The organism is Legionella pneumophila subsp. pascullei, from assembly GCF_900637585.1.
GTDB classification, from domain to species: Bacteria; Pseudomonadota; Gammaproteobacteria; order Legionellales; family Legionellaceae; genus Legionella; species Legionella pascullei.
This window is the reverse complement of record NZ_LR134380.1, coordinates 2637518-2649891: the sequence shown is the minus strand read 5'-3', so window position 1 is coordinate 2649891 and position 12374 is coordinate 2637518. Positions and strand designations below refer to the sequence as shown.

Below are 12374 nucleotides of genomic sequence, written 5' to 3'. Positions count from 1 at the left end.
AACTGGGTAGCTCCAACATACCAGCATTTCAGTATTTTTATTTTTCAATTTCAGCTTGCCCATGTCTTTCCTTTAACAAATTTTGTAAGTTGAGCCGTTCATTTTCTGTTAAACCAATTTTTCTGGATTTTTCTATGTATTGCCGTATCAATATCTCACGATTTTGCTTTTGTAAAAATAATAAGACATCAATAAATTCTTTAATCAACTCCTGGTCTGGTACTTGATGATCCCAGGCCGCTAATTTAACTATCAATTCAAAATAACTGCTATTGCGCCAGAATTCAATGAGTGTAGCAGTATTGGCATTGGGATTGTCTTTTAATTGTTGCAATAATTTCAATAAAATATGATGCTCCTGTTCATTGAGCAGCTCGGGGTTGATTTGTTGTATTGCTACAGAATAAATTTCGGGGTTTTGTAAGAGGAGCGCGATAGCAATACGTAGAGGCGAGCGAGAAATAGCGGCTTGTACTTCTGGTTTGCTTTCAGATTTTTCAGTAATCAAATTATTTAAGCGATGGCTTTCGATATGAGTCAAACGTGCCAAGTCATCAATAAGCAACTGCTTGTATGATCCTTCAACCATTTTTTGTAAATAGGGTTTCACGGCGTTGATCAGCTGCGTTTTTCCTGCGGGATTCAACAAATTAATGTCTTTACTTAAAGTATCAAAGAAAAAGCGGTGGAGCGGGGTTGCTTGCCGCAAGAGTTCCAGGAAACCGTTTTTTCCTTCATTTCTTACCAGGCTATCCGGGTCATGCTCAGCAGGCAAGAAAATAAATCCAGCATCCAGCCCTGCATTCAAATGCGGTAAACTGCTCTCCAATGCCCGCCAGGCTGCTTGTCTGCCCGCAGCATCGCCATCGAAGCAAAAAATAAGATGTTTGGTATGTTTTGCCAGTAGTTGTATATGGAATGTGCTGGTGGCAGTTCCCAGGGTTGCGACCACATTAAAAATGCCATGCTGTGCCAAGGCAATGACATCCATGTAACCTTCAACAACGATAATACTGTCGGGATTTTTCTGCTGAGACAGGACTTGATGTAAGCCATATAACTCACGACTTTTTTGAAAAAGTACTGTTTCGGGTGAGTTAAGGTATTTGGGTTTTTGGTCTTTATCGAGTACACGGCCACCAAAGCCTATTACACGCCCGTTCCTGTCGTGGATAGGGAACATAATCCTGTTACGATATCGGTCATAAATTTTACCGTCATCGCTTTTAATGAGCATACCAGTGCTCAATAGTTCGCGTTGATTGTTGGGGAAAGCTTTTTCCAGGTTATGCCAACCCTCAGGCGCGTAGCCTAAATGATATCGCTTGGCAATCTCCCCGCTAAGACCTCTGCTGCGAAGATAGTCAATTGCCACTTGTCCATTATATTTTAATTTTTTTTGGTAATATTGGCTGACTTCTGTCATGAGATTATAGAGATTGAGAGATGATTTATGTTTCTCTCCTGTACCATCCCTTGGGACACTTAAGCCTAAGCGAGTCGCAAGGGTTTCCACGGCATCGGTAAAACCTTGATTCAGATAATTCATGATAAAACTGATGGCGTTACCTGAGGCACCACAACCAAAACAATGATAAAATTGTTTTTTCGCAACGACGTTGAATGATGGGGTTTTCTCATTATGAAAAGGGCAACACGCAATATGACTGTTGCCTCTTTTTTTCAAAGGAACGTAGCCGTCTATCAATTCCACCAAATCAGTTCGGTGTAATAGATCATCAATGAATGGCTGTGGGATTAAGCCAGACATATTGGATCTCAGCTTAATTTCGCCTTTATCTGGGCGCTGACTTGAGCCATGTCCGCTCGTCCTTGTAATTTTGGCTTAAGGATAGCCATGACTTTACCCATATCAGACATTTTTTCAGCGCCAGTAGACTTAATCGCGTCGCTGATTAACGCATCAATTTCATCGTCTGTTAAAGGTTCAGGCAGGTATTTTGCAATGACATCCAACTCAAATTGTTCCTGAGCAACCAGATCGTCCCGGTTTGCTTTTTCAAATTGGGCAATAGATTCTTTACGTTGTTTGGACATTTTGTCCAGGATGACTAACATGCGCTCATTATCTACTTCAATGCGCTCATCGACTTCAATTTGTTTTACAGCAGCACTAATTAAGCGTAAAGCATTGAGCAAGTTTTTGTCCTTTGCGCGCATAGCATCTTTAATGTCATTATTGATTTGTTCTTTTATAGTCATTTTAATTCCTTAAAAAACAAAAGGTCACATACGATGTGACCTTGGTGTAATATAGGACGAGCTGCGATTTACTACCGAAACTGCCACGAAGGCCAATTTCAAATAAAAACAATTAAAAATAACAGAGCTTCCAAATCAGGGCACTGTTTAAGTGCCTTATGCAAACTTGCTTTCTAGTGCAGTCAATCTTGAAAAATTAGATCAGGTAGTGCTTTTTTTACGTCGGTGACCAACACCTCGTTTTGAGCTAACATCACGAGATATTTTTTTAAGATGACGTTTTACTGCAGCAGCTTGCTTGCGCTTACGCTCTGCGGTTGGTTTTTCATAAAACTCACGGCGACGTAATTCGGTTAAAATACCGGCTTTTTCACAAGAGCGTTTGAAACGTCGTAGTGCATATTCTGGGTTTTCGCCTTCTTTTACACGAACGGTAGGCATTAACTAGTCCTCTGGTTATTTAATCTTAATAGGTGGGCAATTCTAGTGCTAGATTTTCCACTCGTCAAGATTAATCTATACGTTTCTTGCTATTTTAGCAAATTATCAAGACATTGTTCTTTAGTTTAATGGTATCTTTTGTCTGTGATATAATTGAAAAATGATTAAGATCTGGAAAGTTGATTTCGGTTATTGAGGTAGTTCATGCTTGTATTGGGTATAGAGTCTTCCTGTGATGAAACAGGTGTTGCTGTCTATGATTCAGAATCAGGATTATTATCCCACGCCCTGCATTCACAAATTGCTACTCATCGTGTCCATGGCGGTGTTGTTCCAGAACTGGCTTCAAGAGATCATGTGAATTATTTAATTCCTTTGGTTGATGAGGTACTAACTAAAGCGCAAATTCGTAAAAACCAATTGGACGGAATAGCCTATACCGCAGGACCTGGATTAATTGGTGCTTTGTTAGTTGGCTCTTGCTTTGCCAAAAGTCTCGCCTATGCCTTAAATATTCCAGCATTGGCAATTCATCATTTGGAAGCCCATCTTTTAGCCGCAAAAATGGAAACTCCATCTCTGGATTTTCCATTTATTGCTCTGTTGGTTTCCGGCGGTCATTGTCAACTGATAGAAGTAAACAACATTGGCGAGTATCGATTATTAGGAGACACTCTCGACGACGCAGTAGGAGAAGCTTTTGACAAGACAGCCAAGCTGATGGGGATTCCCTATCCTGGTGGAGCCGTGTTGGCAAATTTAGCCGATCAATGCTTATCAACACCCTACCAATTCCCCCGCCCCATGACTGACAGGCCAGGTTTGGATTTTAGTTTCAGCGGGCTAAAAACTCATGCCTTAAATACCTGGAATCAAAGTGCAAAAAAAGAAAACGACCGTTCAGAAATTGCAAAAGCATTTCAACAAGCAGTAGTCGAAACATTAATCATCAAATGCAAAAGAGCCATCAAAGAATCTCAATCGAAGCGCCTGGTGGTAGCAGGTGGGGTAGGAGCCAATAAAGCGTTGCGTAGCGCTTTGCAAAAATGGATTAAAGACATTCAAGGGGAAGTGTACTTCCCAGCCCTGGAATATTGCACAGATAATGGTGCAATGGTTGCTTATGCGGGATGTTTACGAATGTTGCGAGGGGAGAGTGATGAGGGGTGGGGTGTTGTAGTCAAACCTCGTTGGCCCCTCGCTTGAACGCCCGTCTTCGGCGCATCTTGCCAGATCATTGCCCTAAAAAATGCTCATGTACCAATCTGTACACTCCGCTTTTTTAGTCGTAATGATCTGACAACTTGCACTCAAATACGGGCGTTCAAGGGTAAATCGTCTTGGGTGTATCTTGTCAGATCATTACCCTAAAAAATGCTCATGTACCAATCTGTACACTCCGCTTTTTTAGTCGTAATGATCTGTCAACCTGCACTCGAATACGGGCGTTCAAGGGCAGGTTGTCTTCGGCGCATCTTGGCAGATGCTCATTATCATCCGTTACAATGCTTGTGTATTAAGAAGAGTATTTGTGCCTTATTCCTTTTCTTTGACAGTTTTCGTTCTAGGCTTGGTTGATTTCGGTTTTTTAGCTGTTTCTTCTGTGCTGCTTGTCTTTTTTGTTTTTGTTGTAGTTTTTTTGGCTTTCGGCTTTTTTACGGCCTCAGCTTGTTCTGTCTTTATTGTTTCTTCGATATGCGTATCAATGACTTCTTTGCCGGGAAACTCCTGCTCTACAGAAGTGGCCGGTGAAGCGTCCATTATTTCTTCTATCACACTATGTTTAAATTTGATTTTAGGTTCTTTTCCATCTATCAAACGGTTAAAATTATCTCGGTGTTTGTATAGGACCAGAATGGTTATCATGAATAAGGGGGGAAATATATTGAGATTACCCACCAATATTAATGAGTAAAAGGGAGCTAAAGTGATAGAAATTATTGATGCTAAAGAGGAATAGCGCCAGAAATTCGCTACCAGTAACCAGGTTGCGCCAACCATGACCCCAATTACAAAATGAAACGCCAACAAGGCTCCTATTGTTGTAGCAACTCCTTTTCCACCTCTAAAATGAAAGAAAACAGGGTACATATGACCAACAACTGCTGCTAAGGCAGTAAAGGCAATGGTTACAGGTTCACCGCTTAAATATTGGGCTATGATTACAGGAAGTATACCTTTTAAAGCATCGCATACCATGACCAGGATGCCGTATTGTTTCCCTCCAAGACGAAGTACATTAGTAGCCCCTGGGTTTTTTGAGCCCTCTTCTCTTGGGTCGGGTAGTCCGAACGTACGGCACACGATGATAGCTGAATTAATGGAGCCCATTAAATAACCAACTAATATTAGAAATATAAAAAGCGCCACCGATCTCTCCTTACTCGGGAATAATTTTTATTATCAAACAATCTTAATTGACAGGCAATTTTAAGATAGAAAATTTACCAAGACTAGATAATAGAATTCATTTCATGTTATTTCAATTTAATTCCATGATTAATGCTGGAATGAGTGTGGGAATTGACTTGTTTATGCAAACTGAAGACATGGTTGGTATAATTTGAACCAAAAAGATAGTCCATATTGCTAAAAAAGTGGATGTTCCATAAAATTTGAGCTATTTGCAATAGTTTGAGACGGATACTGAAAGTTGATTTTTAGGCCTATTCGATGTTTCACTAACAATCTGTTTCATTATTTAAGGGAATTTTACTAAAGCTATGGATGCCATTCATCTCCTTTCAGCAACAGAAATCATTCGCCGCATTAAAATGAAGGAACTCTCGGCCGTAGAGGTCATGGTGGCGCATTTAAACCATATTGATAAGATCAATCCTGTAATCAATGCGCTCACGGAACGTGTTCCCCCGGAGGAATGCTTAAAGCAGGCAAAAGAAATTGACAAGAGTATCGCGTCGAAAAAAAGTTTGAACAGGCTAATGGGGTTACCAGTTGCCATAAAAGACGCTTTGTATGTGAAAGGGCTAATTTGTTCTTCGGCTTGTTCAGGATTTTATAAGGGAGAAAAAGCGGTACATGACGCGACATTGGTTTCTCGACTAAAAAAGGAAGGCGCAATTATTCTTGGCTTGACCAATGTTCCAGAATTATGTCGTGGAGGTGATTCGGATAATTTAATCTTTGGACGAACCAATAATCCCTATGATTTGACTAGAACCAGTGGAGGAAGCAGTGGAGGTTCGGCTGCTTTGATTGCATCAGGAGGCGTTCCTTTTGCTTTGGGTTCTGATGGAGGGGGTAGTTTGATGCAGCCTGCTCATTGTTGTGGCATTGTTGCATTGAAGCCAACACATGGCCATCTTCCTCATACAGGCTCTGTAGGTGGAGATTCCTATGGTCTTATAGGCAGTCTAATTTCTTTCGGGCCCATGGCTCGTTCTGTCAGTGATATCTATTTAGGACTCTCCGTGCTTGCTGGTCCTGATCAATATGATCCTTATACAAATCCTGTTCCTGTTACCCCAGCTATACCACTTAAAAAATTACGCATAGCCTATTTCACAGAAAATGGTTTTACGCCGGTTGATGCGGAAATACAAGAAGTTGTTCAATCAGCTGCCTTGGTTTTGCAAGATGATGTGGCCATAGTTAGGGAGTTACGACCTCAATGTGTCAGTAAGGCTTTTGATTTGCACTGGGAGCTTTTTCTCGGGGGTGATCGAGGAGCAGGATTTAAAAATATGTTATCGGAGTTAGGGGTTAACAATCTGTCATGGGAGTTACAAGAGTTCTTGCGTCAAGCAGAACAATCTCAATTCTCGGTGACTCAATTGCAACAACGTATGCGTGAAATCGATTTATTTCGTTTGGAATTAGCCTCATTTATGCAAGATTATGATGCGTTGATCAGTCCAGTGTTTCCAAAAGTAGCAAAACCTCATGGGATTGGGATTAAAGAAATCCGCGATTTTTCCTACGCGATGACACACAACTTAAGCGGATTTCCAACGGTCAGCATAAGATGTGGAACTTCAACTGAGGGGTTACCCATTAATGTATTAATAGCCGCTAATCGCTGGAAAGATACTACCGCACTGGCAATTGCAGAACGAGTTGAGCAATTAATGGGTGGATATAAACCGCCTGCCCTTATCCGTTCTCTACAATGAAGTGAAGGTTAATTATTTTTGAAGCAGAGAACTAAGGCAGAAACAGGGATTGCAAATCATTGGTATATTGCCTGCCTAATGGCGTTACTTGCCAATGAGTCTCTGTTAAACTTATCAATTGTTTGTTCTTGGCTAATTCAAGTAAGGGTAAAAGCTGATTAAGTTCTAATCCTGTCGCAGTAGTGAATAAGTCAAAGGGTATGGATTGCTCAAGCCGGGTTGTATTCAGCATAAACTCAAATAACAATTCTTTTCCTTTAATGGATTCCCGAGCAGCCAGAAAAGGCTTTTCATTATCCAGATAATCTTTTGGTTGGCGATGCTTACGGGTCCGTATTACTTCGTTTGGGCTTGTTATTTTCCCATGAGCACCTGCACCTATGCCCAAATAATCACCAAACAGCCAATAATTGATATTATGTCTGGCTTGTTTTTCGGGCTTGGAAAAGGCAGAAATCTCATAGCGTTGATATCCGTAATCATATAACAGGGCAAATCCTTGCTCCTCCAGTAAGTAATCCTCTTCTTCAGAGGGCAGGGGAGGAGTATGCTTGTAAAATACAGTATTCGGTTCTATGGTTAATTGATACCATGATAAATGCTCAGGTTGATAGGATAAAGCAGTCTTAAGATCTAGTAATCCTTGTACCACACTTTGATTAGGTAAACTATGCATGATATCAAGATTCAGGTTATCAAAACCGGCTTTACGAGCGGTATCTATGGCTGAATGAGCCTGTTTCTCATCATGAATACGGCCAAGAATTTTTAAATGATTGGGATTAAAGCTTTGAATTCCCAAAGAAAGACGATTGATTCCTGATTGTCTATAATCAGTAAATCGATGTTGTTCTACAGTACCAGGATTCGCTTCCATTGTGATTTCAATATTTTTTGCAAAGGGAAGTAAGGACTTTAATTCATTAAATAAGTTGTTATAAGCTTCGGCTGAAAATAAACTGGGTGTACCTCCACCAATAAAAATGGAGTTAATTTCACGGGCATTGTATGAGGATATATCGGTTTTAAGGTCTTCAATTAAGGCTTGAATATACTGGTGTTCAGGTAAAACATCAGGGCTTTTGTGTGAGTTAAAATCACAGTATGGGCATTTTCTGATGCACCAGGGAATATGAATGTACAAGGATAACGGAAGCATTACAATTTTTAAACTGGCTTGTTAGGGAATGCAATAGTATCATGGTAGCAATTTTGCTACAAAATTAAGTGATGACCATTGATGCGGAATAAACCAAAATGTAAGCAAAGAACCGTGATAGCCCAATCCCGGTTGTTTACAGTTGAAGAAATGTATCTGGAATTTTCCAATGGGGCTCAGAGGGTCTATGAGCGGATTAAAAGTCATGGTCATGGGGCAGTGTTAATAGTTGCATTGACTCCTGGAGAATCATTATTATTAGTCCGGGAATACGCCGCAGGTACTGATTCTTATGAATTGTCCTTTCCCAAGGGAGTTATAGACAGAAATGAAACCCCTATAGAGGCAGCGAACAGAGAGTTACGTGAAGAGACGGGGTTTGCAGCAAGAGAGCTGCACTGGATACGCTCTATGTCATTGGCTCCGGGTTATTTTGGAGCTCGCATTGAACTCATTGTTGCGGAGGGCTTGTACCTCTCGCCCTTACCAGGCGATGAGCCCGAACCTCCTGAAACAGTAGAGTGGCCTTTACACGCTGCTAATGAGCTATTGGAAAAACCAGATTTTACCGAGGCGCGCAGTATTGCTGCGTTATTTTTAGTTAAAGAGTGGTTGAATAAGAGGAAATAATATGACAAATAATCGAGTAAGAGTTGCTGTCACAGGTGCAGCAGGGCAAATAGGTTATGCCTTGGTGTTTCGTATTGCTTCCGGTCAAATGTTTGGGCCAAATACTGAAGTGGAATTGAATTTACTTGAACTTGAGCCGGCACTCCCCTCTCTGGAAGGAGTGGCTATGGAGCTTGATGATTGCGCATTCCCCTTATTAAAACGCATTGTTTGTACCGCAGATTTGAATAAGGCAATGGATGGAGTTAACTGGGCCTTATTAGTTGGTTCAGTTCCACGGAAACAAGGCATGGAACGTTCTGATTTATTACAAATCAATGGTGGCATATTTACCAAACAAGGCCAAGCGATTAATGATTATGCCAGTGATGATGTCCGGGTATTTGTTGTAGGAAATCCTTGCAATACCAATTGCCTGATTGCCATGAATCATGCGAAAGATGTCCCTTCTGATCGCTTTTATGCAATGACCACATTGGATGAGTTAAGAGCCCGTACTCAATTGGCCAAAAAAGCAGGCGTAGATATTACTGCAGTGACTCAAATGACGATTTGGGGTAATCATTCCTCTACCCAATATCCTGATTTTTATAACGCAAAAATCAATGGGATTTCTGCAGCGCAAGTTATAAATGATGAAACCTGGTTAAAAGAGACTTTTGTATCAACCGTTCAACAGCGAGGAGCCGCAGTTATCAAGGCACGGGGCTCATCTTCTGCTGCTTCTGCCGCCAATGCGATTATTACTGGGGTTAATCATTTGGTTACTGATACTCCTGCTGGTGAATCATTTTCAATGTGCCGTCGCTCAAAGGGAGAGTATGGAGTCGATGAAGGTTTGATATTCTCTTTCCCATGCCGCAGAGAGCGTGGTGAATTAAAAGTAGTTGAAGGCCTGGAGTTCAATGATTTTGGGCACGAGAGATTTAATGCCACTTTAAACGAATTACGAAGTGAGCGCGACACGGTCAAATCTTTGGGATTATTGGATTAATCAGACTGGATCAATTATTAATAGATTTTATCTTGTTGTTTTTGCTAATTACCCTGCTTTCTGAATTTTCAGGGCAGGGTGTTATAATTCTTGTTTTATAAACCTGGTTTCAATGACTCGTTTTTTTGTAAATCAGAGCCTTTATTGGGATGTTGATGTCTGTTTTTATATTCCTCACTCAAATACATTTGAAATATCGGTGAATTCTCCAGGATGAGTTTAGCGTCTGCATTTCGTAAAAGAGTTGATACTGAACGACCATTGGATAATATTTCATTGAGGGTATGAATCAATTGTTCTATTTGTTCGAAGGGTTCTTTTCGTTTATGAGTCAAAACGGGAATATGCTTAATTATAGCTCTGGCGAGTTGTTCGTCTGTTAAGTAGAGGATTAAGCGGGTTTGAGAAATTTTGATGAAATTTCTTTCTGACCTGAGAATGATATTATATAAAAAATCAGGGTCTTTTTTTAAGTGATTGCTTAATCTTTGGCTAAACCCAAGCCTATCCCTGTGGTCAACCAGTGTTTGGGTTAATTCAGTATGATCCAATTGAGTAAAGGGCTTCCCTGTCTTTTTTGCAAGCCAGGTTATTAAATCATGTTCATGATGAGAATGATTCAGTGCACTGAATTGAAATCGTGGAGATACCTTTGGATGAGATAAGACTTGATTCCAGTCAATGGTTGGCATGTGGTGCAATTTGGCCAGAGCATCCATGGATTTTCTGATTATATTAAAATTAATCCGCCATTTTTCAATATAGGGCAGGGCTTCTCTAATTGCTCTAAGCAGTTCAATAAAAGTATTTCTGGCTTTTGGATCGTAGTTCTCGGTAGCTTCCTTAAGATGTTGAACTGCGGGAAAGGTATATTTGCCATTTCTCATTGCTTCTAAATGAAATACTGATTGTAGTGATTTTAGCAATACAGAAAAAGGGTCTTCCATACCAATATTCCTCCACCGGCCCTTCTTTAAAAGTAGTTTATAAAAACACAAAAGCCAAATATTTTGCAAAATGGATTAATAATTTTTGGTTCAATTGATAATATTTATTGTTTTAATAAAAACAATTGATTTTATTTATTAAATGATTTCACCTAAATTTAATAATGACAATTGTGTTAATTTAATGAGGAGAAAATTTATGATTACGGTAGGCAACAAATTTCCAAAATTTCAACTTAAAGCAACAGTGGCTAATGAGGTCAACAATGCATTTCAAGTTATTTCTAATGAAACGTATCAGGGTAAATGGTTAGTCGTATTTTTTTGGCCTAAAGATTTTACCTTTGTCTGCCCTACCGAAATCGCGGAGTTTGGAAGGTTAAATTCAGAGTTTGCCGATCGGGATGCTCAAATTCTAGGTGGAAGCACAGACAGTGAATTTGTACACTTGGCCTGGAGAAATCAGCATCCGGACTTAAAAAACTTGCCATTTCCTATGCTGGCTGATGTTAAACGAGAATTGACAGCTAATTTGGGTATATTGGATGACGAGGAGGGGGTTGCTCAACGAGCAACATTTATTGTAGATCCCCAGGGAGTTACTCGTTTTGTGATGGTTACGGATTTAAACGTAGGGCGTAACCCGGCAGAAGTATTACGAGTTCTGGATGCTTTGCAGACCGATGAACTTTGTCCTTGTAACTGGAAAAAAGGCGAAGAAACAATTCATATTAAATAAATTGAAATAAGAGGCATCAATCATGTTAGAGAATGTTAAAGAAAGCATACCGGAAGTGGCTAAAGATATTCGCTTGAATTTGAGTAAGGTTCTGGATCTGGAGCAAAGTGATGGATTGAGTGAGCAGCAAATTTTAGGTTCTGCATTAGCAGTCAGTTATTCTTTAGGCAATGAGGTTCTAATTAAAGGACTTAAAGAATTGGTTCACAACGAACAGATTGTGCATGCAGCACAACTTGCGGCAAGTCTTATGGCGATGACTAATATTTACTATCGCTTTGTTCATTTAACTGAAATTAAGGAAATTGAGCACATTCCTACAGGATTGCGGATGCAAGGAATGATGAATCCTGGGGTAGACAGGGTAACTTTTGAAATATTGTCTCTTGCGGTTTCTGCTCTTAATGGTTGTGGGGCTTGTGTTAGTTCTCACGCGCGTCAATTGAAAGAGCACGGCTTATCCGATGCATGCCTTGCACGAGTTGGACGTATTACCGCTGTTATACATGCGGTTCATGTCTGTGGGCGAATTAAATGAATAACAGTATTTGAAGCAGGTTACCTGCTTCAAATACCCATAATTATTTAATGATACCGCAGGCTATTCGGTCTCCACCGCCTCCTTGTGGAGGATTGTCATTGTATGTATCTCCATTGGCATGAATCATGACAGCTAAATTGTGCATATCACTTAATTTCAAACGAGGGGCTAAAGTAGGTATCATCGCTTTTCCATCACTTGTGACATATAAAACAGGCAAATCCCCCAAATGCCCATTACCATAAGGGCCTTGGTGGCTATTGGTATTTTGAGGATCATAATGTCCTTCAGCCTGCATTCCGTGGTCGCCACAATCGGCATTTTTATGTAAATGGAAACCATGTGGGCCTTCAGGAAGGTTAGTTAAATCAGGTGTAATCAAAACACCATATGGGGTTTGCGTAAAGGTTACTTTACCTATTGCAACTGGTTTTGGACCAGTTGTGTAAATTGGTGCTGAAAGATCATCCGCAAAAGCCATGCTTGAGAATAAAAGAGTTCCAACTAATATTGTTCCTGATTTGTTCATATCATTTCCTGACATTATTCAAAACCTGTTAATATTTT

At 40.2% G+C, this 12374-nt stretch carries 13 protein-coding genes; 6 read left to right on the top strand and 7 right to left on the bottom strand.

Annotated features, from left to right (window positions below):
• Positions 1-37: 37 nt before the first annotated feature.
• From dnaG to rpsU, 3 genes are all read right to left on the bottom strand, one after another.
• On the bottom strand, positions 38-1771 hold the full coding sequence (dnaG, locus tag EL201_RS11855) for a DNA primase (RefSeq protein ID WP_027222455.1): 1734 nt from the start codon (positions 1769-1771) through the stop codon (positions 38-40).
• Between the two features lie 8 nt (positions 1772-1779).
• Entirely contained in the window at positions 1780-2223 is a 444-nt protein-coding gene (locus tag EL201_RS11850) for a GatB/YqeY domain-containing protein (RefSeq protein ID WP_027222454.1), read from the bottom strand.
• Positions 2224-2424: 201 nt separating this feature from the next.
• Entirely contained in the window at positions 2425-2664 is a 240-nt protein-coding gene (rpsU, locus tag EL201_RS11845; protein WP_027222453.1) for a 30S ribosomal protein S21, read from the bottom strand.
• Between the two features lie 204 nt (positions 2665-2868).
• Between rpsU and tsaD the strand changes: the two genes are divergently transcribed.
• The gene (gene tsaD, locus EL201_RS11840) at positions 2869-3870 is read left to right on the top strand and encodes a tRNA (adenosine(37)-N6)-threonylcarbamoyltransferase complex transferase subunit TsaD (RefSeq protein WP_027222452.1); all 1002 of its coding nucleotides are present in this window, start codon (positions 2869-2871) and stop codon (positions 3868-3870) included.
• A gap of 330 nt (positions 3871-4200) precedes the next feature.
• Here the strand turns inward: tsaD and plsY are convergent, their stop codons facing one another.
• On the bottom strand, positions 4201-5034 hold the full coding sequence (gene plsY, locus EL201_RS11835) for a glycerol-3-phosphate 1-O-acyltransferase PlsY (RefSeq protein WP_027222451.1): 834 nt from the start codon (positions 5032-5034) through the stop codon (positions 4201-4203).
• A gap of 353 nt (positions 5035-5387) precedes the next feature.
• Here plsY and EL201_RS11830 point away from each other — a divergent pair, with 353 nt between their 5' ends.
• Positions 5388-6797, top strand: coding sequence for an amidase (locus EL201_RS11830; protein WP_027222450.1), 1410 nt, complete (start codon positions 5388-5390; stop codon positions 6795-6797).
• Between the two features lie 31 nt (positions 6798-6828).
• Here EL201_RS11830 and hemW read toward each other — a convergent pair whose 3' ends face one another.
• The gene (gene hemW / locus EL201_RS11825) at positions 6829-7956 is read right to left on the bottom strand and encodes a radical SAM family heme chaperone HemW (RefSeq protein WP_027222449.1); all 1128 of its coding nucleotides are present in this window, start codon (positions 7954-7956) and stop codon (positions 6829-6831) included.
• An 81-nt stretch (positions 7957-8037) separates the two neighbouring features.
• Between hemW and nudE the strand changes: the two genes are divergently transcribed.
• Both nudE and EL201_RS11815 read left to right on the top strand, forming a co-directional pair.
• Positions 8038-8586: an ADP compounds hydrolase NudE gene (nudE, locus tag EL201_RS11820; RefSeq protein WP_027222448.1), complete on the top strand. Its 549-nt coding sequence runs from the start codon at positions 8038-8040 to the stop codon at positions 8584-8586.
• A gap of 1 nt (position 8587) precedes the next feature.
• The gene (locus EL201_RS11815) at positions 8588-9580 is read left to right on the top strand and encodes a malate dehydrogenase (protein ID WP_027222447.1); all 993 of its coding nucleotides are present in this window, start codon (positions 8588-8590) and stop codon (positions 9578-9580) included.
• Between the two features lie 95 nt (positions 9581-9675).
• Here the strand turns inward: EL201_RS11815 and EL201_RS11810 are convergent, their stop codons facing one another.
• Complete coding sequence (locus EL201_RS11810; RefSeq protein ID WP_080273102.1) at positions 9676-10596, bottom strand: hypothetical protein; 921 nt, start codon at positions 10594-10596, stop codon at positions 9676-9678.
• A 130-nt stretch (positions 10597-10726) separates the two neighbouring features.
• On the opposite strand from EL201_RS11810, the gene EL201_RS11805 reads away from it, so the two are divergent.
• Together EL201_RS11805 and EL201_RS11800 are read left to right on the top strand one after the other, a co-directional pair.
• Positions 10727-11266, top strand: coding sequence for a peroxiredoxin (locus EL201_RS11805; RefSeq protein ID WP_027222445.1), 540 nt, complete (start codon positions 10727-10729; stop codon positions 11264-11266).
• Positions 11267-11288: 22 nt separating this feature from the next.
• A complete protein-coding gene (locus EL201_RS11800) occupies positions 11289-11804 on the top strand; it encodes a carboxymuconolactone decarboxylase family protein (protein ID WP_027222444.1) in 516 nt (171 codons plus the stop codon).
• A gap of 43 nt (positions 11805-11847) precedes the next feature.
• Here EL201_RS11800 and EL201_RS11795 read toward each other — a convergent pair whose 3' ends face one another.
• Positions 11848-12336, bottom strand: a complete 489-nt coding sequence (locus tag EL201_RS11795) for a superoxide dismutase family protein (RefSeq protein ID WP_027222443.1) — start codon at positions 12334-12336, stop codon at positions 11848-11850.
• Positions 12337-12374 lie beyond the last annotated feature (38 nt).

Excerpts from the sequence above, each read along its gene's own strand:
- dnaG (WP_027222455.1), bottom strand. The coding sequence starts at position 1,771 with ATGTCTGGCTTAATCCCACAGCCATTCATTGATGATCTATTACACCGA.
- EL201_RS11850 (WP_027222454.1), bottom strand. The coding sequence starts at position 2,223 with ATGACTATAAAAGAACAAATCAATAATGACATTAAAGATGCTATGCGC.
- rpsU (WP_027222453.1), bottom strand. The coding sequence starts at position 2,664 with ATGCCTACCGTTCGTGTAAAAGAAGGCGAAAACCCAGAATATGCACTA.
- tsaD (WP_027222452.1), top strand. The coding sequence starts at position 2,869 with ATGCTTGTATTGGGTATAGAGTCTTCCTGTGATGAAACAGGTGTTGCT.
- EL201_RS11830 (WP_027222450.1), top strand. The coding sequence starts at position 5,388 with ATGGATGCCATTCATCTCCTTTCAGCAACAGAAATCATTCGCCGCATT.
- hemW (WP_027222449.1), bottom strand. The coding sequence starts at position 7,956 with ATGCTTCCGTTATCCTTGTACATTCATATTCCCTGGTGCATCAGAAAA.
- nudE (WP_027222448.1), top strand. The coding sequence starts at position 8,038 with ATGCGGAATAAACCAAAATGTAAGCAAAGAACCGTGATAGCCCAATCC.
- EL201_RS11815 (WP_027222447.1), top strand. The coding sequence starts at position 8,588 with ATGACAAATAATCGAGTAAGAGTTGCTGTCACAGGTGCAGCAGGGCAA.
- EL201_RS11805 (WP_027222445.1), top strand. The coding sequence starts at position 10,727 with ATGATTACGGTAGGCAACAAATTTCCAAAATTTCAACTTAAAGCAACA.
- EL201_RS11800 (WP_027222444.1), top strand. The coding sequence starts at position 11,289 with ATGTTAGAGAATGTTAAAGAAAGCATACCGGAAGTGGCTAAAGATATT.
- EL201_RS11795 (WP_027222443.1), bottom strand. The coding sequence starts at position 12,336 with ATGAACAAATCAGGAACAATATTAGTTGGAACTCTTTTATTCTCAAGC.